Source organism: Vibrio sp. zbq_1, assembly GCF_043102935.1.
Lineage (GTDB): Bacteria > Pseudomonadota > Gammaproteobacteria > Enterobacterales > Vibrionaceae > Vibrio > Vibrio parahaemolyticus.
In genome coordinates, this window is sequence record NZ_JBICJH010000004.1 from 278,323 (window position 1) to 301,202 (window position 22,880).

Annotated in this window: 23 protein-coding genes and 1 riboswitch; of the genes, 9 read left to right on the forward strand and 14 right to left on the reverse strand. The window is 42.2% G+C overall.

The features are described 5' to 3' along the window. Positions 1-11 precede the first annotated feature (11 nt). Both ACF8CV_RS01665 and ACF8CV_RS01670 read left to right on the forward strand, forming a co-directional pair. Complete coding sequence (locus ACF8CV_RS01665; protein WP_138937161.1) at positions 12-1,652, forward strand: hypothetical protein; 1,641 nt, start codon at positions 12-14, stop codon at positions 1,650-1,652. Then, on the forward strand, positions 1,642-4,191 hold the full coding sequence (locus tag ACF8CV_RS01670; RefSeq protein WP_138937160.1) for a hypothetical protein: 2,550 nt from the start codon (positions 1,642-1,644) through the stop codon (positions 4,189-4,191). Before ACF8CV_RS01665 ends, ACF8CV_RS01670 begins: the two co-directional genes overlap by 11 nt. Positions 4,192-4,379: 188 nt before the next feature. On the opposite strand, the gene ACF8CV_RS01675 is transcribed toward ACF8CV_RS01670, so the two are convergent. Then, positions 4,380-4,913 carry a dihydrofolate reductase family protein gene (locus tag ACF8CV_RS01675; RefSeq protein WP_025526215.1) on the reverse strand — a complete coding sequence of 178 codons (534 nt, stop codon included), beginning with the start codon at positions 4,911-4,913 and terminating at the stop codon, positions 4,380-4,382. A 99-nt stretch (positions 4,914-5,012) separates the two neighbouring features. Here ACF8CV_RS01675 and ACF8CV_RS01680 point away from each other — a divergent pair, with 99 nt between their 5' ends. The 4 genes from ACF8CV_RS01680 to ACF8CV_RS01695 all read left to right on the forward strand — a co-directional run bounded on the left by ACF8CV_RS01680 (position 5,013) and on the right by ACF8CV_RS01695 (position 9,931). After that, positions 5,013-5,579: a TetR/AcrR family transcriptional regulator gene (locus ACF8CV_RS01680; protein ID WP_025542885.1), complete on the forward strand. Its 567-nt coding sequence runs from the start codon at positions 5,013-5,015 to the stop codon at positions 5,577-5,579. A gap of 212 nt (positions 5,580-5,791) precedes the next feature. Then, positions 5,792-6,649 carry a glutathione-dependent disulfide-bond oxidoreductase gene (gene yghU, locus ACF8CV_RS01685; protein WP_025500625.1) on the forward strand — a complete coding sequence of 286 codons (858 nt, stop codon included), beginning with the start codon at positions 5,792-5,794 and terminating at the stop codon, positions 6,647-6,649. 1,421 nt (positions 6,650-8,070) lie between these two features. After that, positions 8,071-9,240: a D-alanyl-D-alanine carboxypeptidase family protein gene (locus ACF8CV_RS01690; protein ID WP_086677604.1), complete on the forward strand. Its 1,170-nt coding sequence runs from the start codon at positions 8,071-8,073 to the stop codon at positions 9,238-9,240. 286 nt (positions 9,241-9,526) lie between these two features. Beyond that, on the forward strand, positions 9,527-9,931 hold the full coding sequence (locus ACF8CV_RS01695; protein WP_140109037.1) for an SPOR domain-containing protein: 405 nt from the start codon (positions 9,527-9,529) through the stop codon (positions 9,929-9,931). Between the two features lie 44 nt (positions 9,932-9,975). On the opposite strand, the gene ACF8CV_RS01700 is transcribed toward ACF8CV_RS01695, so the two are convergent. The 5 genes from ACF8CV_RS01700 to ACF8CV_RS01720 form a co-directional block, all read right to left on the reverse strand. After that, on the reverse strand, positions 9,976-10,449 hold the full coding sequence (locus tag ACF8CV_RS01700) for a peroxiredoxin (protein ID WP_005477269.1): 474 nt from the start codon (positions 10,447-10,449) through the stop codon (positions 9,976-9,978). 94 nt (positions 10,450-10,543) lie between these two features. Further along, entirely contained in the window at positions 10,544-11,557 is a 1,014-nt protein-coding gene (locus ACF8CV_RS01705; RefSeq protein ID WP_024700052.1) for an adenosine deaminase, read from the reverse strand. An 89-nt stretch (positions 11,558-11,646) separates the two neighbouring features. Further along, a riboswitch (purine riboswitch) is annotated at positions 11,647-11,746 on the reverse strand. A 297-nt stretch (positions 11,747-12,043) separates the two neighbouring features. After that, on the reverse strand, positions 12,044-12,184 hold the full coding sequence (locus ACF8CV_RS01710) for a PA3496 family putative envelope integrity protein (protein ID WP_025634044.1): 141 nt from the start codon (positions 12,182-12,184) through the stop codon (positions 12,044-12,046). 50 nt (positions 12,185-12,234) lie between these two features. After that, positions 12,235-12,444 carry a hypothetical protein gene (locus ACF8CV_RS01715; RefSeq protein ID WP_021484467.1) on the reverse strand — a complete coding sequence of 70 codons (210 nt, stop codon included), beginning with the start codon at positions 12,442-12,444 and terminating at the stop codon, positions 12,235-12,237. Between the two features lie 241 nt (positions 12,445-12,685). Continuing rightward, complete coding sequence (locus ACF8CV_RS01720) at positions 12,686-12,898, reverse strand: cold-shock protein (RefSeq protein ID WP_005463371.1); 213 nt, start codon at positions 12,896-12,898, stop codon at positions 12,686-12,688. A 461-nt stretch (positions 12,899-13,359) separates the two neighbouring features. Here ACF8CV_RS01720 and ACF8CV_RS01725 point away from each other — a divergent pair, with 461 nt between their 5' ends. After that, positions 13,360-14,208 carry a pirin family protein gene (locus tag ACF8CV_RS01725; RefSeq protein WP_025634680.1) on the forward strand — a complete coding sequence of 283 codons (849 nt, stop codon included), beginning with the start codon at positions 13,360-13,362 and terminating at the stop codon, positions 14,206-14,208. A gap of 166 nt (positions 14,209-14,374) precedes the next feature. Here ACF8CV_RS01725 and ACF8CV_RS01730 read toward each other — a convergent pair whose 3' ends face one another. Next, entirely contained in the window at positions 14,375-15,223 is an 849-nt protein-coding gene (locus ACF8CV_RS01730; RefSeq protein ID WP_017447337.1) for a patatin family protein, read from the reverse strand. Between the two features lie 235 nt (positions 15,224-15,458). Between ACF8CV_RS01730 and dmeF the strand changes: the two genes are divergently transcribed. Both dmeF and ACF8CV_RS01740 read left to right on the forward strand, forming a co-directional pair. After that, a complete protein-coding gene (gene dmeF / locus ACF8CV_RS01735) occupies positions 15,459-16,373 on the forward strand; it encodes a CDF family Co(II)/Ni(II) efflux transporter DmeF (RefSeq protein WP_169609039.1) in 915 nt (304 codons plus the stop codon). Between the two features lie 2 nt (positions 16,374-16,375). After that, on the forward strand, positions 16,376-16,792 hold the full coding sequence (locus ACF8CV_RS01740; protein WP_005463375.1) for a MarR family winged helix-turn-helix transcriptional regulator: 417 nt from the start codon (positions 16,376-16,378) through the stop codon (positions 16,790-16,792). Between the two features lie 69 nt (positions 16,793-16,861). Here the strand turns inward: ACF8CV_RS01740 and ACF8CV_RS01745 are convergent, their stop codons facing one another. The 7 genes from ACF8CV_RS01745 to ACF8CV_RS01775 all read right to left on the reverse strand — a co-directional run bounded on the left by ACF8CV_RS01745 (position 16,862) and on the right by ACF8CV_RS01775 (position 22,880). Continuing rightward, positions 16,862-16,990, reverse strand: coding sequence for a hypothetical protein (locus ACF8CV_RS01745; protein ID WP_005477316.1), 129 nt, complete (start codon positions 16,988-16,990; stop codon positions 16,862-16,864). A 36-nt stretch (positions 16,991-17,026) separates the two neighbouring features. Next, positions 17,027-17,368 (reverse strand): hypothetical protein, encoded by a 342-nt coding sequence (locus tag ACF8CV_RS01750; protein ID WP_005485142.1) that lies wholly within the window; start codon positions 17,366-17,368, stop codon positions 17,027-17,029. A 649-nt stretch (positions 17,369-18,017) separates the two neighbouring features. Further along, positions 18,018-18,449 carry a YccF domain-containing protein gene (locus tag ACF8CV_RS01755; RefSeq protein ID WP_005485025.1) on the reverse strand — a complete coding sequence of 144 codons (432 nt, stop codon included), beginning with the start codon at positions 18,447-18,449 and terminating at the stop codon, positions 18,018-18,020. Between the two features lie 187 nt (positions 18,450-18,636). After that, a complete protein-coding gene (locus ACF8CV_RS01760; RefSeq protein WP_169609028.1) occupies positions 18,637-19,851 on the reverse strand; it encodes an MFS transporter in 1,215 nt (404 codons plus the stop codon). 12 nt (positions 19,852-19,863) lie between these two features. Further along, positions 19,864-20,013 (reverse strand): hypothetical protein, encoded by a 150-nt coding sequence (locus ACF8CV_RS01765; protein ID WP_005499370.1) that lies wholly within the window; start codon positions 20,011-20,013, stop codon positions 19,864-19,866. A 154-nt stretch (positions 20,014-20,167) separates the two neighbouring features. Further along, on the reverse strand, positions 20,168-21,103 hold the full coding sequence (locus ACF8CV_RS01770) for a Gfo/Idh/MocA family protein (RefSeq protein WP_023585612.1): 936 nt from the start codon (positions 21,101-21,103) through the stop codon (positions 20,168-20,170). 121 nt (positions 21,104-21,224) lie between these two features. Further along, positions 21,225-22,880 carry a phosphoethanolamine transferase gene (locus ACF8CV_RS01775; RefSeq protein ID WP_169609026.1) on the reverse strand — a complete coding sequence of 552 codons (1,656 nt, stop codon included), beginning with the start codon at positions 22,878-22,880 and terminating at the stop codon, positions 21,225-21,227.

Genomic DNA, 22,880 nt, shown 5'->3' on the forward strand with positions numbered 1-22,880 from the left:
GATAGATTTAAATGGAATTAGTGACTGCCTGGGTTAAACCTCCTACGCAAATTGGAGGTTTAGATCACCTTGGAGTTCAAGCTCCTTGCATTAATATCTATAGCCGTTTGTTACCCGGTATTACCAATGTAACTGATAGAGCACGCTATTATAGTTTCTATCCCTGGCTAATATGGGCATTAGAACAAAATGGGTATTCGCGGTATGACGATGAGTTTATAAATGCTTTTAGAAAAGCAGATGGCTTATTTACATTGATAGCACACCGTCATGCCAATGTTTGTGGAGATCACCAAGATGTTCACGCTATGAGTACTGTCGGGTCTGTTAATTTATCCAAAGTGATATCTGCCATAGCAGATGGTCATCAAGTAATTTTGAGTGATTATTCGAATAAAGATAGTGGTAAGCAACAGTATTTTAAGAATAAATTGGGTGGTTTAGGGCAGTATTATTTGGGGGTGCTATCGGAATTCTCGATTCTAGATGGGAATGTTTCTAAAGGGATTCGATACACTCGTCAGATGGGGCTTCCTTTAGTGAGAGCAATGGACACCGGTGTCCCCAGAGACTTGTTTATGCGGACGATTGATGAAGGGACTGTCACCGCTAATCGGTTAGATGAACTGAGAGCGTTTTGTCCTTGTAAACTGACATCGTCGCGAGATGAGCATCAATGGCTAGTTCAGCTTTTTATGGCTGAAAGTGAAATACAAGATACGGATTCTCAAATGCGTCGAGCTACTCTCTGTATGCTAATACAATTAAGTGATGCTTTATCTGAAAAGAAGCTGCCATTGAATTTAGTGAATTTTCGAGGGTGTGTGTATTCGGGAGCCATGCCTGATGGTAGTCCATGGAGGCTTCATGATGAATTAGAAACTATGCAAAAACTATGGGCGGTTTATCAGCGTAATGAACTCTTATCAATAAGCATTCAGGGCCTTTTTTTCGTACTGTTGGATGCATACCAAGAATCTGGCGAGAAATTTGACAGTAGTCAGTCCATCGCAGAGTGGTACGTAAACCAGTCTGGGGAGTTGTCGGGAAAGATTGATTTTGACCGTAGCTTTGGTGACGTCGTATCTGAGAGTAAAGAGACGCTTCCTAGCTATGAATACTGGGGGGATAGTTGTCATGAAGTCGAGTTATCAGAACAAATTGTCTTACTTTGCTCCGGAAAAAAGTCAGCGGAGAATCGAACTAATATAGTTAAAGCTGCTCTGGGTATTCTTGCTGCATTAGCTGCTCGACAGGAAAGTAACAATAGTTACAAATCGATCGGATTTCCAAATAATTACCTCCATACTTACCCTGTTAATCTTGCTTCGTTCCTGCATGAAAGTAAAACAAATTGGTCAGAAATGAAACTTAACGATCTCCTAGTATGGTTGTTTTCTCACTGGGGTATCGATACTCACTTAAGCGTTGCACTTAGAAAGCTTAGGGGACAATCAAAGTCTACTTTTAGGATTAGGCCTTCAGATCAAGGCTTTGAAGTCATCAATATCCCACCGGCTGTTCATACAAGTCCTCGTTTCACTCAGGCTATCAGAATACTGAAAGATATTGGTTGTTTGGAATCTGACGGGGAGCTAATAAGATCCACGCCTTTAGCTCAAACATACATGGATAAGTATTATGGAAGATAGAGTATCTTTATTTGAAGAGATTAAAAGCGGTGGATATGAGGCATCAATCATTACTACATTCAACGCATACTTGCCTTTCTATGAAGAAGTGGTGCTTCGCAGATTACGCAATAGTGGAATTCGCCATAATGTTTTGCTGATGGATGCGTTGCAGTGTCAAAGAAGCTTCAGTTCCCACCCGCCAAGTAAGGCTGGACGTAGTTATGCTCTGTTACCTATGCACGTGGAAGGAGCCTTTCATCCTAAGATAATCTTGCTTTTGGGGAAAAAGAAAGGTTTGCTTTCAATTGGGAGTCATAACCTTACATTATCTGGTTTTGGTACTAACCGAGAGTTGACGAATGTGTTTCGTTTTGGCACTAAAGGTTCTACCTCCGTTGCCAAAATTTTTAGGCAGGTTTTAGATTATATTGAAAATTGGCTTGATGGGCAGGGAGATAGGCTTCCTTCACACTCCAAGGATATCTTTGAAAAAATAAAAGATGTATCGCCATGGTTAAATGAAAATTCGTCTGATTTAAAAGATATTGCGGTTATTGCTTCAGCTTCCGATAAACCAAGTCTGTGGCAACAATTAACATCTATAGTAAATGATCCAGTCCATAATGTTCTTGTTGGTGGGGCTTTTTTCGATAGTCAGCTCTCGTTTTTAGACAGACTACAGAAGCATTACGAAAAGGCAGACATTATTGTGGGCATTGACCCTGATACCGTGAAAGCTCCTCCAGAGCTATCAACATTAAGTAAAGTACGTGTCGTCAGTTCTTCAGAAATAGGTTTCAGCGGAAAAGATTCTGAGCAACCTAAAGGTTACTTACATGCTAAGTTTCTGGTAATCGAAACACAAAATCAAAAAACATATATTATCACTGGTAGCGCTAATCCTAGTGCTCCTGCATGGCTTTCGAGTGGGAGTAGCGGTAATACGGAGATAATGGTTGTGCGCAGTGACTCTGAATCTACTTTGGTAGCAGAAACTTTGGGATTGACTCGGCTAAAGGAGGAAGCAGCTTTATTAGATGGTGATTGGGATGTTATCTTGGAAAACTGGGTTAAAACTGACGAGGAAAACTCAGATGCGATACCTTTAGGTATGGCAGTGATGAATGAACGGTATATTAGATTTAGTACTCGAACGGTTATTGAAGCCCCATTTGAGTGTGTCCTTTTAGATGAAAACAACACAACGATCCAAAATTGCAGTTTTGCTAATAATCAGCAACATTTTGAAATTTTTCTGGAAAATCACCAGTCTCTTATTGCCTCTACTATTGAAGTTCATACCAAAGAGAGTTGTATAGAAAGGTTCTTTATTCATAACGAAATTCTTTTAGAAGAGTTATCTAGAACTGGTGAACAGCGCAAGCTAAGAGATGCATTGTCTAGCTTGAGTTTTGAATCTCCGGACTTAGAAACGTTTCTGAATTGTGTCGATCGAATAATTTTTACCAAAGCGAATAACATAAATCGCGAGAAGAACGGGTATAAAGCGGATAGTAGTCCTGACGAGATTAACAAAGAGCAGACTGATTTTTTAATCGATGTTAGTGAAACTAAAAGGGCAAAGATAAAGCATCGTTTACAGGCGAAAGAGGATTTGTCGTATTTGCTCGATATACTCATTTATCACTTAAGAATTGAAGACAATGATTCGAATCGCTTCGATTCCGTTGATGCCATGGGACGAAATGAAGAAGAGCAAGTAGGAGAAGATGATTCTAGCGTCATTTCGGAAGGGAAAATATCAAATGATGAGAAAAACAATCTATTGAATCTTTGCCATAAGAAGGTCAGGCTTTTAGTTAGCAGAATGGTTGGTAACCTTAAGAGTTTTAAGAAAAAAGAATTAAGTTTTGAGTGCCTAATCGTTAGATTGACTGGGGTTTTAGCTGTTCTTAGAGAGCTACGCAATTGTGATGGTAAGCAGGATTGGGTTTTGGAAGGTAAAACGACTGTTCCTAAAGAGTGTAGAGAAAAGCTTCTTAATTCAATCCTAGAAGTTCTGTACGAAGGTAACCAATCGTTATTTCATATAAATCAACATGATCCTGAAGTAGCAGAAACTGAAGACGTAACAGCACTTAAAGGTTTACTCGTTTGGTTAGCTTGGGATTGCGGTTTGCAATTCATAACAAATAAACCGATGGCGGAGTCGATGAATGAAGCAAATGAACGATTGCTCCATAACGCATATCTTTTGGCAATAGCACAACTTATTGACAAAGAAGATGTCATAAACGAGGCAAAGAAAAGTGTTGCTCTTTTAGCTGATGGTGATTGTGAGTGGATTGATTGGATAGCAAGATTTAGTCAAAATATAAATGAGCTGAAAGCTAACACTCAAGCCATTGCATCCCGTCATGTTTTGCCTGGAGATGTGGTCGTTTCTGTAAAAGCTCCACATGCTCCAGCTCGATTGGTTCAATCGGTTCCAGATGGCAATAAAGCACAAATGTTTTGTTTTGATCCAGAACGCTTAGAAATGCAATTTATGGTAGACAGTATCAGATGTATCTATCTAGATGATGTCATGTTGTAGTGCTCTGGAATATTTGACCACGAAAAAAGAGTTTTTCCATACCTAAAGTAATTCGTATTTTACTAAATTAAGTAAAAAATCTAAGAAGGTTCTGTCCAAAAATGAGCTCCGCCAAGTTAGAACGTTTAAAAACGCTCCTCCTATCTCTAAGAAGGGCGTTTTTCTTTTGTTTAAATTATCTAGGTAGATTACCTTTCACGCACGTAAGTCGTTTGAACTAAGGTGCCTAGCACCACTTCGCTCTTGGTCACTTTAAAATTGAGTGGTTGTTCCAAATCACCAAACAAAGGTGCGCCGCCGCCAAGTAGGATAGGGAAGCGAGTGATCACCATTTCATCGATAAGATCTTCTTTGAGGAAGTTTTGAATCGTCACGCCGCCGTCGATGTAAAGCTCGTTAAAGCCTTTTGTATTTAGGTCAGCAAGTACATCTTTTAGCTCGCCTTTTACTAAAAAGACTTTGTCTTCGTAGCCTTGTGGAACTTCTGTCATGGTATTGCTGAGTACGAACACGGGCTTGCTGTACGGCCAATCGCAACCAAAACTCAGTACGACATCTAATGTATTACGACCCATTACCAAGCCATCTATACGCTCCATTAGTGGGACGAAGCCAGTATCAATGTTGTCTGGATTTGGTACGGATTGTAGCCAGTCGAGTTTGCCTTGTTTATCTGCGATGTAACCGTCCAGACTAGTTGCAATAAATATGATATTTGCCATGAGTACCTCATCAAAGTAATGATGCTTGAGCCAAGTTAAAGGTTGGTTTAAAATTAATTCTACAATGTAGAATAATTCTGAGTTTATCGAGAAGATCAAATGTCTGTCAACGAAAAGAAACGTGGAAGACCGACCGCAAAGCAGTCACAACTGAGTGCAGAAAGCATCTTGGAGTCGGCTAAATTATTGATGAAAAAAGACGGAAAGATACCAAGTGTTCGTCTGCTAGCGACCCAATTGGATGTGGATCCTATGGCGATCTATTACTACTTCAAAAACAAAAATGCTTTGCTTGAAGCGTTAACGACATCACTGGTGGAAGACATTTATCAACCGCAAGCGAATGAAGATTGGCAAAACGAACTCAAACACCTGTGCGCTAGTTATATTGAGCTGCTACGTGAGTATAACGGGCTGTTGCAAACTATGTTGAGCATGACATCCCACGGACCAGCTCAAGTGTTTACTGAGCGCTATCAATTGATTGTTCAACCTTTGGGTTTATCCCAGCAAGTAGAGCAAGACAGTTTGGAACTATTGGCAGATTACCTACACGGTTTTGCGCTGTCGATTAGCTGTTGCCACGATGCAAGCTTGATTAAGACTGATATGTTGGATGGGCCTCTAAACCTTATCTGTTCCTCATTGTTGGCATCTCGAACCTAGTTCACATTAACGCGCTGTTTTTGCTTATATCGTGAAAGAAATTCCCATAACCAAAGGTTCTAATTAATCGAGAGGGAAGGACTTTTATTTGAAGATTCCGACCTAATATCTTGATTATGCCCAGCCAATTTAAGGTGGGGATTTTTAAGCATTGCTGCTGGTAGCGATTTGAACCAGCCTACAGGTGCATTCAAACACGATAAGGAATAACAATGGCTAACGAATACACACCACCAAGAGTTTGGACTAACGACAGTGAAAATGGCGGCCAATGGGCGAGCATTAATCGTCCCGACTCTGGCGCACGTCACGAGCAAGAGTTGCCAGTTGGAGAGCACCCATTCCAGCTTTACTCAATGGGGACTCCTAATGGTCAGAAAGTGACGATCATGTTTGAGGAGCTTTTGGCGGCAGGCGTAAAGGAAGCCGAATACGACGCGTATTTGATCAAGATTGGCGATGGTGACCAATTTGGTTCTGGCTTTGTAGCTGTAAACCCAAACTCTAAAATTCCGGCGCTGGTTGATCGCTCAGGTGATGAACCTATCAACGTGTTTGAATCGGGTAATATTCTTTTCTACTTGGCAGAAAAGTTTGGTCACTTCTTACCAACAGAAGGCGCGAAGCGTGCCGAGGTAATGAACTGGCTATTTTGGCTGCAAGGTTCTGCACCATACCTAGGAGGCGGTTTTGGTCACTTCTACGCGTACGCGCCAGAGAAGTTCGAGTACCCAATCAACCGCTTTACGATGGAAGTTAAGCGTCAACTGGATGTACTGGACAAACGTCTGGCAAACAACGCCTTTTTAGGTGGTGATGAGTACAGCATTGCCGATATCGCAACTTGGCCTTGGTACGGTAACTTGGTGCTGGGCCGCGCATACGATGCAGCCGAGTTTTTAGATGTGGAGAGCTACAAAAATGTTGTGCGTTGGGCGAAAGCGATTGATGAGCGAGAAGGTGTTAAACGTGGTCGTATTGTTAACCGCTCTTGGGGGGAAGATTGGGAGCAACTAGCTGAGCGCCACAGTGCTACAGACATTGATAATGTTTTGAAGCTGAAACCTTAAACGAAAAGATGTTAAGCGCACCATTAAAGGTGCGCTTTTTTGTTCCTCAATATTCTCTACTAAGACCTAAATATCATTAATAGATAGGTCGTATGTTTATTGATTATGTATTTTTCAATAATAGTAAACTGCGTATGTTGATATCATCTAAATCTATAAATGGTAAAGTCGATATTATTTATTTTTGTCTTTATTGATAATAGCCAGTTATGAATTTTAGTTTTGAGTTTTATAACTGATTAATTGATAATTAACCTTTGACATATCCTTTGTTTTTGTATGGAATATGCACAATTTCGTCTTACGCTTTTCTAATTAATAGTCATAAAGTGTTAACTATATGCATCTCAATACATTATGAGATGAAAGCGTATTTCTTAAATGAAAGAGAGCCAAACCATATCTAAGTAGGGGCTATTAATTCCTTTCATTAATTTTTATATGGAATAATGACCTGCTTCGTCATGACGGAATAAAGCTCAAGTGTATGTTATTCATGTCATTAAAGAGGATATTTATGATGTCGTCGTTTAAGGCGTATTGGGTAGGAGTACGCGATCGAATTGCCACCCAAATTAAGGATAACCATTGTTTGGAATCCCTAGTGGTAAAGAAACAGCGTGTCAATCTAAACAACAGTGGTTTATCGTTTAGAGCGAAAAGTGGGTGTTTAGTCCCTCATTGCTATACTCAATTTATTGATCCAGAAAGTAAAAGTTCCAAAAAAACACGTAAGACATCATTGAGTTTTAAGAAAGGGAAGTTGTACTTTTCTTCGCTTTCTGACTGAATGAAAGAAAATGAAAATTAAAAATCTCACGATGTTTATTTAAGGTAAAAATATCCGAAATCATAAATTTGATTTAGGGTTATTATAAATATAATTAACCAGTACCGAGTTTTCTCTTCGATATTTTTTTATTTTATTCGTCGTCAATAAAATCAATCCCAATTTTTGTGTATCACGTCTCTATTACTCTGGTATTGACGCGAAGCTAACAAGATAAAACGTAAGGTGAGTAATATAAGCGCAACTGAAGATCTTGGATTATCCGATTTTCATTACCCCTAGTTTTTCAGCTCTGTAATTATTGGGTTGAATTGTCCTTTTAAGCCCGCACAGGTACTCTCCCTGACATCACCGTTTGTGCGGGTGCTTTTTCATATTTTGAACGATTTGTTTTAGAGATCTGCTTATCTAAAAATGTGGATTCTCGCTGTCATTGACGTGAGGCCGTTCTTTCGTGATCTCGTTTGGGCATCACATGTATGGGCGGAAAATTTCTACTCATCTCTCATTCTTCTCGACAAACATTGAGTAAAGGTAACGAATCGTAACATTGCTGCTGTAACTGTATGGCGTTTCAATATACTCGACTTAGTTTGTAAGCCACAGATTGCTAATAAGATTAGATGTCACTATGAGAAAAAATACCTTATTCAACACGACTTTCCTTACCGGCCTTGCTACCTTCTCTCACTTTGCCTTTGCTGCACCAACAGTTGTCCCTAATGCACCTGAATTAAGCTCCCGCGGTTATGTACTGATGGACTATCACACAGGTAAAGTGTTGGTAGAGCGCGATGCAGAGAAGCGATTAAACCCAGCGAGCTTAACTAAGTTGATGACTGCTTATGTTGCAGGACAAGAAGTAAACGCTGGCAATATCAGTCTCGATGATCAAGTTGTCATTAGTCGCAACGCTTGGGCGAAAAACTTCCCAGATTCTTCCAAAATGTTCATCGAAGTAAACACATCTGTGTCTCTGTCTGATTTATATCGAGGATTGGTGGTTCAGTCAGGAAACGATGCTAGTGTTGCCATTGCAGAGCACGTCGCTGGCAGCGAAGCAGGCTTTGTTAGCTTAATGAATAGTTGGGCGAGTCAACTTGGTTTGACGAATTCCTCATTTACTAACCCTCACGGTTTAGATAGCGATGGTTTGTATTCAACACCGCATGATATAGCTAAGTTGGGTCAAGCAATCATTCGTGATCTGCCAGATATTTATCCGATGTACAGCGAAACGTCTTTTACGTACAACGGTATTACTCAATATAACCGGAATGGTTTACTTCGTGATCGCAGCATGAACGTTGACGGGATGAAAACGGGCTATACCAGTGGTGCAGGTTACAGTTTGGCGACGTCAGCCACCAATGGCGACATGCGCCTTATCGCAGTTGTTATGGGGGCGAAGAGCCAAAGTGTGCGTGAATCAGAAAGTAAGCAACTTCTTAGTTATGGTTTTCGATTCTACGATACCTTGATGCCAACGGCCGCAGGAACTGATATCGCAAACGCTCGCGTTTGGATGGGGCAAAAGGATGAGTTAAAAGTTGGTGTGAACCGCGATGTTTATCTCACTCTGCCTAAAGGTGACGTAAACAAACTTAAAGCGGAAGTGGAATACAACGGTGATTTACTTGCGCCAATTGCTCAAGATCAGGTAGTTGGTACTTTGCTATACAAAGTGGATGGAAAAGTCGTGAAGGAGACCGAGCTAGTTGCACTCGAACCAGTGGAAGAAGGTGGGATTTTTAAACGTATTATGGATTGGTTTAAGCGACTGGTAGCAAGCTGGTTTTAAAGGTTTTTTATAAAATCAATTTACTAAGGCGGCCTAAATGGTCGCCTTAGTTTTTTGAACAACTCGTAATGTCCAAAGAAGCTAAAACGTGTTGTTATTCTTGCTCTCCCATCGCTTTTTATTAAAAACGACGTCAAAGAATAACGATGCTGTAGCTTTCGATATTGGATGTGATCCCAATCCTCACAAATCGTTGTTAGTCCAAGCCTTCAGTGATGTTTTTGCACAACCATTTGTGCGTGATGGGTATGAGAGAAAACAAACCAGAACAAAAATGGAGTGACACGTGCACAAGATTTTATCTTTGACATTGATTTTTTCGCTCATGGGCTGCGCTATGCCTCATCAACCTATCGATAATGGGCAGTGTGTGGGTGTGATGTCGTCTCAAGATGCATACGGCTACCTGAATCCCAACCACTACACCATGCAGGTACTAGCACTGAAGAAAGAAAAAGATGTGAAAGAATACATTCGCTATATCGACCCTAAACACCCTGTATGGGTTAACTGGAAAAATAGCCGAGGTACACGTTGGTATACGGTGACAGCTGGTGATTTTAAATCGAAGCAAGAAGCCTACAACGCGCTTTCGTCGCTGCCAAACCACGTGAAGCAGTCATCTCCGTTTGTCCTGACTTTTGCAGAGATGCAACGTAAGCAACAAACTAGTGTCGTGAGAATGCGCTAATCGCCTGAAAAAAACGGAAGCTTGAGCTTCCGTTTTGTGTTTTCTTAAAGTGCTGCAAGAATGGTTTCTGCATTACTTACTTCAAATTCACTTGGCTTTTCAACGTTAAGTGTTGTTACTACGCCGTTTTCAATGATCATCGCGTAACGTTGTGAGCGAACGCCGCCAAAACCGCCAGTATCCATTTCCAAGCCTAGCGCTTTAGTAAAGCTAGCATCACCGTCACCTAGCATCAAAATCTCAGAAGCGTTTTGAGCTTCACCCCATGCGTTCATTACGAATGCATCGTTCACCGCCACACAAGCAATTAAATCAACGCCTTTGGCTTTTAATTGATCTGCGAGTACTACGTAGCCTGGTAGGTGAGCTTCTGAGCAAGTTGGAGTGAATGCGCCAGGAACCGCGAATAGCACCACTTTCTTGTTCGCGAACAGTTCGGTCACATCGTGGTTGACCATGCCATCGGCAGTCAGTTCACTTACGGTTGCAGAAGGTAGTGCTTGGCCTTGTTGAATCATGATTTTCTTCCTTTATTAAGTGCTTTGTTGAGCTTTTTCAGTCTAGCGCTTAAGTCCCGTTTTAACCACAGAGGGTTTGTAAGGGTATACCGCATTACATCGATAAATGTTGTGCAACATATTGTTCGACTTGATGACGATATTGAGCCTTCAACTCGTTGTCGATGAAGCTTGCATCGATAGCGTTGAGCGTGAATTTCGCCAGTTCTTCTTTGCTCATTGGATGTGCTTGATTTACTGCAAGGAAGTTATCGGTCATGTAGCCACCAAAGTAAACGGGGTCATCAGAGTTAATGGTTACCGCCACGCCTTTACGCAGAAGTTCTACGATGTTGTGTTGTCCCATTTCATCAAACACGCAAAGTTTGATGTTAGACAGCGGGCAAACGGTCAGTGGCATTTTGGTTTCAATTAGAGATCCCACTAGAGCTTCATCTTCTACGCAGCGAACGCCGTGATCAACGCGGCTCACTTCCAACATTTCAATCGCGTCGGTAATATTTTGCGCAGGTCCTTCTTCTCCGGCATGTGCCACGGTAAGCAAGCCTGCCTCTTTCGCTTGCTGGAAGACACGTAAAAACTTAGCTGGTGGATGGCCTTTTTCTGATGAATCTAGCCCCACACCAATGATTTTATCGCGATGCTTTAAAACAGATTGCAGTGTTTCCATCGCGCTTTCTTCTGACAAATGACGAAGGAAACAAGCGATGATCTGCGATGTGATGCCTAATTTTTCGCGGCCATCTGTCAGCGCTCTAGAAATGCCGTTGAGTACGGTGTCGAAGTCAATGCCACGTTCAGTGTGAGTTTGCGGGTCGAAGAATATCTCGGTATGAATCACATTGTCTGCTTTGCAATGCTCCAAGTATTCCCATGTTAGGTCATAAAAATCTTGCTCTGTGCGTAAAACATTTGCGCCTTGATAATAGAGGTCGAGAAAAGATTGCAGATCTTCAAATTGGTATGCCTCTCTCAATTCGCTTGGTGACGAATAAGGAATATCTATGCCATTGCGCTTGGCAAGTTTAAACATGAGTTCTGGTTCGAGTGAACCTTCGATATGTAAGTGCAGCTCTACTTTTGGAAGACCTTGAATAAATGCGTTCATATTCCACCTTATGTGTATTGTGGATCCAGTTACTCTAAGAATAGGTATAGATAGGAATAAATCGAACGCTATCACAAAGAGTAAGATCCACAGTGATCTCAACTCTTCGTAATCAGCACTTTGCGGGAACTGGTAGAGACCCCCAAACCATATCATTGGGGTTATACGAAGCAAACGCTTGCGATTATACGTAAATTTATCAATATATCTAGACCCGTCAGAAAATGAGAGTGCGATACGTTTTTAGAGCTTGATAGATATCGAGTGGATGTTTGAACTTGGATTGTTTTTCAGCGCACACTAAAGTTGGCTTACAGTGATGAAGCAAAGCGTGAAGCTTAAGATGAAGAAAAATATGGGTGTGGAGAAGGTTATTTTAAGAAGTGTATTTTTTGGCTAAGAGATAGCAAACTGATTGGAAAGCGGAGTGGAAAGGTAGGTGGCGGTTACCTTTGCACAATAAGCTTGAAGAGGTAGGAATCAGAGTTAAAGAACAAACATTTTATCAAACGCTCTTTGCTCCATAATATCTTCGATACGGCGACGCGTTCGTTGTTTTACAGCGGCAGCATTTTCCTCAGATTCTTTCTTTTCCTTATCAATTTGCTTTTTACTTTTTCTAGCCATTGGATATCTTCCAAAATATTGATGAGAATTATTAATGCCTTAAAAAAGCATTATTTGATAATAAAACTTCCTAACTTTGAACCTGAGTCACACAGAATAGTGCCTGAGCAGGTTTTTTCACAATATTGGAAGTCAATCAGATGACTACGATATTGAAGTTTTGGCAATATATGTCGCTTCAGTATATCGCTATTCAATTGATATATTTTAGCTCTCCAAGTGGTTTTAGGTTGATGTAAATTAAATTCAATTTCTAACATTTATTCTCCTGTTTTTTGACGATTTTTTCTTTGTTAAGTAATTGATACCAATGCCTTTGACGGCCTGTTCTTCTTGAGGACATGATTTTTCCTTTAAATAATAAGTTAAGCGGTACTGACCCATTTATTTTGGGTAGCACTAAGCAATGCCTGAAATTAGGCTGAGTTTATGTTGAGAGGATATTTTTTGAAGGAGAGAGATTTGGTGCAGCATGGACATGCTGCACCAAGAAAAGCAGTCTTATAGAGGAGTAACTTCAGTCGCTTGAGGACCTTTTTTACCTTGCTCTACGTTGAAGCTTACTTTCTGACCTTCAGTCAGTGTTTTGAAACCGTCAGCAACGATAGCGTTGAAGTGTACGAATACATCTTGGCCGCCGTTGTCTTGAGATAGGAAACCAAAACCTTTAGTTTCGTTGAACCATTTTACTGAACCAGTTACTTTAGCAGACATAAAAACCTCTGAATTAAAAACATTAATGATAAATTATTGGTGGATCTTTTTTTAAGCTATTGAATGTCAATCAAGAGGAAGTTGTACGCAGGTGTCTGAATGGGGATTCAAGATTTTACTGAGAAGGAACTTAAACTAAATGTAGCATTAACAGCTCTCTTCGAAGAGCCAAGCGCTACTATACACCTTGTTTAAGAAATAGCTACATTTATTTTCAAATAAATTCAAAAACGTTTATGTGATAAGAGAGAACTTATCATCAATCGCCGGGGATTTGGTCAGGATAAAAAATAACCAATAGTGCTTGGTATTGATTTCCTATTGTTCGAAAAACTTGAATAAGTAGCTCGAATCGCTCTGCTCATGATTATTTTTCTCCAAACTAAAATAAAACCATGTCGATAGCCATGAGCTGAAACGCGATTTGCAGACAGCCACCAAGGCGAACGAGGAGAAGAAGTATGAGCACATTCAGAGAAATTCGTCAGTTGATTCCATCGCAACCTACCGCTGACGGTGATGGTGTTAAAATTCGTCGAGTTGCAGGTTTTAACAACGCGAGCTTTTCACCATTTTTAATGATGGATGAGCTGAAATCCGATCAACGTTCTGACTACATTGGTGGCTTTCCTCCTCATCCTCATCGTGGGATTGAAACGCTGACTTATATGCTGAAAGGTCATTTTCAACATCGTGATCACATGAACAATGTCGGCGAATTGCGTTCTGGTGGCGCACAATGGATGGCGGCAGGTCGCGGAGTAATACACAGTGAAATGCCAATTATGCAAGACGGTGAGCTGCATGGTTTTCAGATATGGATTAATCAACCAGCCAAAGACAAAATGAAACCCGCTCAATACCACGATTTTCAACCAGAAACGATCACGGAATTTGACAATGCAAAGACAGGGCTTGTTCGTGTCATTGCTGGTGAGTTGATGATTGCGGGAGAACGAATTGTTGGGCCGTTGACTCAAACTGGTGTTGTGGCAACTGTTGCTGATTGGCGGCCTCGTAGAGGAGCCACGCTTGAGCTAGCTTTGGACGCTGACCATAACATGATGATTTATGCGTACCAAGGCAGTGTCGAGATAAATCAACGCACTGTAAAGCAAGGTGAGATGGCGCTGTTATCAAAAGGAGAGGCCGCAAAGTTTACTGCGGCAGACAACAGTGGGGTCCTGCTCTTTATAGGTGAACCAATCAATGAGCCGGTGGTTCACTATGGCCCATTTGTCATGAACAGTATCGAAGAAATTGAACAAGCGATTCAAGACTACAACTCAGGGCTGTTCGAAACCTATTAAAGCGAACGACAGCGAACAGCCAATTTTGACCGATGTCTTAGTATTACGCTGAATGTATTTGAGCCTGCTTATTGGGCTCGTAGCGAAGCAAATCGATAATCCACTGCCATCGAGTTTGCATTAGCCACCTAGATTAACTTGCGTTTAATCGAGGTGGCTTTTTTCTTTACATTGAATTCCAACGTTCTATGGCTTGTTTGCCAGCCTCAATTCCCAGTTCATATGCTTCTCGCAAAGGTTCTGGTGAGCGGCTTAAGCGTTTTAACTTAAACGTTTCTGGTGGGCACACTTGGATTATCTCAACGCCTGGTGGCGGGTTGTTTATCAGTTCCAATGTTTGGTTGTAACGAACGTCACGTGTCAGCATAGGCTCAATCAGAGCTGGCGTTTCCTTCAGCATACGTTTTGTGATGGCACTGAACTTTGATCTTGGTTTCCGGTAACTGGCGATCTGGCTGCGTAGGACCATGATTTTCGTCGCTCCTCTCTTGATGGCTTCGGCAATTGGCAGGGCATCTGCAACGCCGCCATCCACATATCGAGTGTCATTAAGGAGCACGCCATTACGATAGAGTACGGGCAGGGCGCTGCTGGCCTTCATGGTCTCCGCTAACATATCGACGTCCGGAGTGAGGTATTCTGCTTGTCCAGTATCTTGACGAGTGACGACAAGGAAAAAAGGACGCGGATCAGCAGCGAGCACTTCTTTATCAATGCCTAATTCTTCAAGTGTCACTTGCCACATCCAATCCAAATCCATGACATCACCACCGCGTATGAGCTGGCTGGGGGTGATGAACTCATTTCTTAGGCTGTAATCGAGATAGATTTTTAGGTTTCTGCCCGGCATTTTTGCCAAATAGGCGGCAAGATTACTTGCGCCAGCCGATACGCCCCAAAAGCTGTCGAAGGGAGAAAAGTCCGCAGCTAAAAAATGGTCGAGTATTCCGCAAGAAAATACCCCTCGCATTGCGCCGCCTTCAACAATCAGTGCACGAGAACCTACATGTTCCATCTGCTTATCCGCTTTCTATCTTTTATTTGAGTAACAGCAGCTTAACGTATAAGCGGCTGATTCCCAAACAACGCCGCGTATGTTCATGCGGTGAGGCATCAGATTGGCCAACCTTGAGTGCAGTGATGAACGCCTTTCTTAGTTTTCCATGTTGACTTTGTTTGATAGTCAAACTAAATTTAAATCAAATATTTTGATTATCAAACAAACTAAGCAATAGGGATATGATTTATCTATGGCAATAGCACAACACACGCACGATTTTGTTTCTCATAACCATAAAGGTGAAAAGCGAACTTTTTATGTTCTCATTCTGACGCTTGTCACTATGGTGGTTGAGATTGCTGCGGGCACGCTTTTTGGCTCTATGGCCTTACTCGCCGATGGATGGCACATGGGCACTCATGCTGCGGCATTTTGCATCACCTTGTTCGCTTATCGCTATGCTAAGCAAAATGCGAACAATGAGCGTTTTTCGTTTGGTACCGGGAAGGTCAGTGTTTTAGGTGGTTTTACGAGCGCGATTGCTTTGGGCATGGTGGCGCTAATGATGATGGTGGAATCCGTTCACCGTTTGTTTAACCCTGAGAGTATTCAATTCAACGAAGCGATTATGGTCGCAGTGATTGGTTTGGTGGTTAACTTAGCAAGTATGTTGCTGCTGCATGATCACCATCATCATGATCACGACCACCCACATGATCATAACCATTCGCATGGACACTCGCACGAGCACCAGGACCACAATCTTGCCGCCGCGTATTTTCATGTCTTGGCAGATACCTTAACGTCACTGTTAGCGATCGTCGCACTTATTATTGGTAAGTTTTACGGATGGATTTGGTTAGATGCCATTATGGGGATCGTTGGGGCTTTGGTGATTGGTAAGTGGACTCTCGGTTTGATGAAGCAAACCGCACCAGTCTTATTAGATGAGAATATTAATCACGAGTACCTACAGGCAATCAGAGAGACGCTTCAGCCATACGCAGACGTGCTGGATCTGCATGTTTGGAAGGTGAGCGGACATCATTACTCGGCTGCGATTGTGTTACATAATCACAGTGATAAAACGTTGAGTGAATTTAAGCAATTACTGAGTAAGTTTGATAAGATTCATCACCTTACTCTAGAGTTACAAAATAGCTGACGATGAGCGAACTAGAAAAGTTGAATCAAATGCTGACCGAGTTCTATGACAAGATGTCTTCTTGGGAACAGTCAGTCGTAAAAGAAACCGGTTACTCTTTGGCCCAAGTCCATACCATTGAAGTGTTGGGCGGCCATGGTGCGCTGCGCATGAAAGAACTGGCGGAAAAGTTAGGCATCACGACCGGAACGTTAACGGTACAAATCGAAAAGTTAGTGAATGCGAACTTGATAGAACGTTGCCCTCATCCGGAAGATCGCCGTGCTATCGTTGTGAGGCTCACACCAGAAGGTGAGAAAATTCATCGCCATCATAACCAGTTGCACCTTGATCTTGTGCGTGATCTTACTCGTCATATTGAGCCAGAGCAGCAATCAACCTTTCTATCGTGTTTGGAAAAAATGAACCGGGAATTCTAGGTTTCATCCGAGTTACGGCCAAATAAACAATGAAAAGCAGAACTCGCATCGAGTTCTGCTTTTTTGTATTTATGGGTTTAGAAACCAGCTTTCTAACGGTAACTGAGTAAATGCGTAAGTCACACCAACACAAAATGCAGCGCCCGTAATGCCAATACCAATTGTAGTGGCCAGCAGAAGTAACGTTATCTTAGGCATGATGATTCTCATCCCTCTTGGAGTGTATTTGCGTGCTTAGTTCGAAACAGAGCACACAAACACAATCCAAGCGGTGGCAAGCATAATTAATGGCGTAAAGACTTTTTGAATGGCTGCGCCATCGGTCAAGTTGTAGATCTCAATGGATTCGTTGTAGAAGGCGCGTTTGAAGGCTTTAAACGAAATGTCGTTTTTTACATTGGATTGCTCGTAACGCTGACGCGCAGCATCGGCCATCTGATATTCAAGATCTTGAAGTTCAAACTCTTGGTTAAAAAACGAATCCCAAGCGCAAAGGCGAGCTATTGCCTTAGGTGAACTGTTATCACTTTTTAGTTTTGAGAGACGCTTTGCGTAAGCCGCTTGATATTTATCCACGATATATTCCTGCATGAATAGATGCTGAGTCATTGAATGACTCAGAACATTCTGGTCGGTTGTAAAAGCAAAATTGTGGGATGAAAAGGCGTACTTTTACGTCGGTGGCAGAACTACAAATAAAAATATCAAAGAGCGTTTGTGGTGGGGATGATATGGGGTGGTAGGGGAAGAGGACAAACAAAATAAATTAGTCTACGTCACAATCAATGTTTGTTGATTTATTCAATCCTTAGTGTTCTTTGCCTTTTGATGTGCACATTTTGTAGTTAAAAAAAGATACGACCATAAGTTGTTCTTGGGCCTGAAAAAGTAAGATTCCTGACCAATATTCTTCTGTTTACCGCGTAGATCTCTCCTCAAAGTCGATTACTTTTGGCTACGCTTATAGTTCGGCTTTAAAAATTTGTAAGAGGGAAGTTGAGTTGAGATGTTTGTAGTTGAAGCGTTGAATAACTCAAGTGATGGGCAATAAAGGTAATTGATTATAAAGGATAAATTGGAAGCAGTGCAGAGCTAGGTAAGATATAAACCTAAAGGTGACGGTATGAGCTTACAATCAACCATTATCGAATACGCTGTAGCAATAATAGGCTTACTTTTAACAGGCGTTGCCCTCTGAGCTCGAAAGCTCAGAGGATACATAACCTTAACGATTAATGTTGTAACGAGCGATTGCCGCTTCTTCTGACGTTACAACAGTTTTACCGATAGGCGCGAGGGAAATTACGGCCAGTTTCAGGTGTTGAAGTGCAAACGGAATACCAATAATGGTAACGAAACACGCTGCGGCGGATAGGATATGACCGATTGCCAGCCACAAACCTGCAAACACAAACCAAAGTACGTTGCCGATGACGCCTAGCGGACTCGTGCCAATATCCATTTCATTGGTTAGTTCATCACGCGAAACGGCTTCTTTGCCGAATGGGAAAAACGAAAAGTTACCCATGACGAAACAAGCTCGCCCCCACGGAATCCCGATGATGCTGATGAACGCAAGAATACCGAATAGCCACCACAGCAATCCCATGAATACGCCACCGAATAAAAACCAGATGATGTTGCCAAGTGTTCTCATCTAAAACCCTTTTTGATTTATAACTTTCTACAAAGTATGTCACACAAATCTTAACAGAGGATGAATGGGTGTGCTTTATCTTAAATAAGAAATCATTGATGAGAATACTCATTTGATAAAGGAAAGCGGAGATCATTGGGCTGCTGAAAAAAAGGCTCTCAACGTTAGACGTTAAGAGCCTTTCTGGCTAGGCGGTTGCCAAATTCAAGCGCGATACTGGCTTGTCATTGATCGGTAAGTGAATCAAAGCGGCGAGGAGTGCCAGAACGACGGTTGACCACCAGATTGGATCGTATGAACTGTAGTAATCGTAGATGCGACCACCGACCCAAGCCCCCAAGAAGCTTCCTACTTGGTGAGTAAAGAATACCAAGCCATAAAGTGTTGATAGGTAACGAGCACCAAAGATCTGGCGGACTAATCCAGATGTGAGAGGCACGGTGCCTAACCAACAGAAGCCGATTGCACCACCAAAGATGACTGCGGTGTGCTCGGTGACAGGTAGAGTCACAAAAGCACCAATCACTACCGTGCGGATTAAATACAGCGCAGACATAACATGGCGTTTATTGAAGCGGTCCGCCATAACACCCCAGAAGTACGAACCAAAAATGTTGAAGATGCCAACATACGCCAGTGCCATTGCGGCGGTTGAGGCTGGTAAATCTTTATCTGCTAGATAACTTGGTAAGTGAGTTGCAATGAACATCACGTGAAAGCCGCACACAAAGAAACCTGCATGAATCAGCCAATAACCTCTGTGAGAGAAAGCTTCTTTTAATGCTTCTTTTAGAGTTTGTGTGTCTTCCTGAACATTTGCAGGGTTACTTGCTTGTGGCTTCGCAGTTCTCATGAACAATGCAAACATCACCATAAAGCTACACAGTACAGCGAATGCTTGAAGTGCGCCTTGCCAGCCAAAATCACTCAAAAGCGCTTGTGCTCCAGGGATCATGGCGAACATACCGAACGATCCCGCAGCGGTAGTTAAACCAAATGCTTTTGCTGCATGTTGTGCAGGGACTACCTTTGCTACCGCCCCTAACACAATGACGTAGCTGGTTGCGCTCAAACCAAAACCGACCAAAATGCCAAGTGATAGATACATCATGGTTGGCTCAATGGCGATAGAAGTAAGGTAAAGACCTAAAGCGTAAGAAAAGGCACCTAAAATGATAATACGCTTCGCGCCCCAACGGTCTGACGCCATGCCGACAAAAGGTTGGAATACGCCAAACAACAAGTTTTGCAAGGCAATAGCAAAGCTAAAGAACTCGCGCCCGGTCTGAAAGTAGTCTGAAATTGGCATCATAAAAATACCGAAAGATTGTCTGATCCCTAGGCAAATAATCAAAATCCCTATTCCAAGCCAAACAAGAACTGGAAATCGGAAAATACTCATAGTTTGCTCTTATTAATGATGGTGGTGATGAGAATGATCATGGTGTTCGTTGTCTCCCGTTGTTTGGTGACAACCGCTGTTGATGGCTTGTTCTGCTAATATTTCCAGCAACTTCGGAGAGTTATGGACGATGATTAGAGATAGCCCCAACATGATAGACATTCTCAACACCTGAGCGAAAATGGATTGAGAAAAAAGCATGCATTGTGCGCTCATATAGAAAAATGAGCGCGAAGTTTAGTGACGATTAGTCAATGAAACAAATGACAAAAAGTGAATTAATGTATGCGTTTTATGCATAGATTGGTTCTAGGGGTTAATTGCAATGCACGGCTTGTTCTATGCGTTGACAGATCTGCTCTGCAAGCTGGTGGCTCGCTATGTTGCGTTGCACTGTGCTTGTAGCCAGCTTGCCTGATTCAACAACCTTAAACCAATCGAATAGCATAGCGTGAAAACCTTTACTCGTGAGCATTGGTGTCCAATCTTTTAAGTTCAACTTACGTTCTTGATTGTCCTGCCACAATTTACCTTCCACGAACGATTCAAACTCAAATGCTTGGTTGGCATAACATGCCTGAACGCGTTCGTTTGTGATGCCAAAATGACGATTCATTGAAGCGTGTAGTAGGGTATCACCGTGTTGCCATTGCACATCCAGACGTGCGAGTTGTTGGCCGTCAAATTGGTGAGTGATGTAGACGTCTTGCAAATCGGCTTTTGCTACAACATTTACGCTGTCCAGCGGGTGAATAAAATCGTCAAAGATGAACGTTCGGAGTTCTCCCGGCAGATTGTGGCGATTTTTCTCCCAACGCAGTGACTTCAAATTAGCGACATCGCCTTTTTGTACGTTTGGCAAATAGTCGTTGTAGAGCGGAATGTGTCGGCGATTAAAGCCAACATAAAGTGGTTGATTGGCGATAGCTGCAATCTCATAGAGTTGCTCTACCTGTTGGGCACTGTCCGCCAGAGGTTTGTCGACAAAAGTAGGAATGCTTTGTTTTAGAAAATATTCAGCGATTTGAAAGTGAACATGAGTTGCGGCATGAATCATCACCGCATCTACACCAAACGCAGGAAGCTGTCGGTAGTCCTGACAGCTTTCCTTAATGCGATATTGCTGAGTTAGTGAAGAGAGGGCTTCGGCGTCTCGGGTACAAAAGACCAGCTCAACATTAGGAAGTTGAGTAATGACAGGAAGGTAAGCCTTTTGCGCAATATCGCCTAAGCCAATAATACCGATTTTCATGTTGTTCGCTCTGTTTCGATTTCATTAGGCGTTGATTATAACGAGCGAAAAAGAGGTTGGCAGAAACGGCTTGTCATAAAAAAGCCTGACTCACATTTTGAATCAGGCTTTTTCTAACTACTTAGGATACGGTTCGACAGGTTTTGAAGATATCTAACTGGCCGTCGTAGGCTTGGGTTTTTACATCCATAATACCAAGCAAAGAGTGGAACACATTGTCATGCGAGTACTTACCTGCATTTTGTGCTTCTTTGGACAAGCAATCCGTGTTGATGTGTTTTGCTTGCTTAAAGCTTGGCGACATCCACATGATAAGCGGTACTCGTTTTTGGAAATCCGGAGCAAGTCCGTAAGGCATACCATGTAAGAACATGCCGCTTTCACCAAGCGATTCACCGTGGTCAGAAACATAAATCAACGCAGTGTTGTATTTGTCTTCTAACGTCTTAAGTTTGTTGATAGTTTGTTCCAAGACAAAGTCTGTGTAACGAATGGTATTGTCGTAGGAGTTTACGATCTCTTCGACGCTACAGTTTTCAATGTCTGCACGTGGGCAATCCGGTTGGAAAAACGCTTTCTCTTTCGGGTAACGTTGGAAGTAAGTTGGGCCATGGCTGCCAATAAGGTGCATGGCTACCACTCGGTTACCGTTCATGTTCGACACTTCTTGGTCAAAGTCACTCAGTAGTGCCATGTCGTAACAAGTTTGACCGTTGCACAGTGCGTTTTGTTGCTTTCTGTCTACTTCGATTTTTTTGATCTTATGCGCGACTTCTTTATCGCCACCATCGTTTTCTTTCCACAGTAGGTCGATACCTGCACGTTGCATGATATCTAACGCGTTGTCTTGGTTATCAGCTTGTTTACGGTCAAATTGATTGCGCGTTAACTGAGAAAACATGCATGGTACAGATACTGCTGTCGCAGTGCCGCATGACGCCACATCTTTAAAAGAAATAACATCTAATTGGCTGGTGTAGGGGTTAGTTTCACGCTCGTAACCGTTCAGTTGATAGTTTTGAGTACGTGCGGTTTCACCTACCACAAAAACGAGTAACGTCGGTTTGTCCTGCGCTTGCTGTAAAGCGGTCGAAGATTGCTGTGCATCAGTACCGATTTCACGATATGGCTGTGGCGTAGTTAAGTAATTTTCTTTTACGTAACTTGTCGCGCTGTAGACATATTGCGTTGGGATGATCATTTTTTTCAGGTAGCTGTTATTGCGACCCACAGATGCGTAATCTTGATAGTACAACCCCGCAATCACGGCAATAACTGCTAACGAAGCGAGCATCGCGACCAGTTTTGTAAGCACAAAGCGTAGCCATTGTCCGCGTTGTGGTTGCAGCTTTACTTTGAACACAATCAGGGCAGGAATCACACCCATTAACGTCGTCCAAACGACCGAATACGTGCTGAGATAAGAGCTTGCTTCACTCGAGTCGGTCTCGACGATGTTGGCGATCATCCCAGAGTCAAACAGCGTTCCGTAGTTATAGCCTGCGTAGCTTACTAAGCTAGAGACCACTAGCAGCAAGATAAAGAACGGCTTTCCAACCCATGGCCAGCTAAATAGGTTGAATAAGAAATTAAGCGCGGCAAAAAAGAAAATCGGAATAGTTATAATGAAACCGATTTTGACTTCGTCTAACTTAGAGAAAATCCCAATGAGTTCTTTATAGATTGGGATGTTCACCACGAGAGCGAAATACAGCGCGAGTAGAACAGTAAAGGCAACGTATGGGATACCTTTCTTTGGAGAATCAATAGTCTTCAT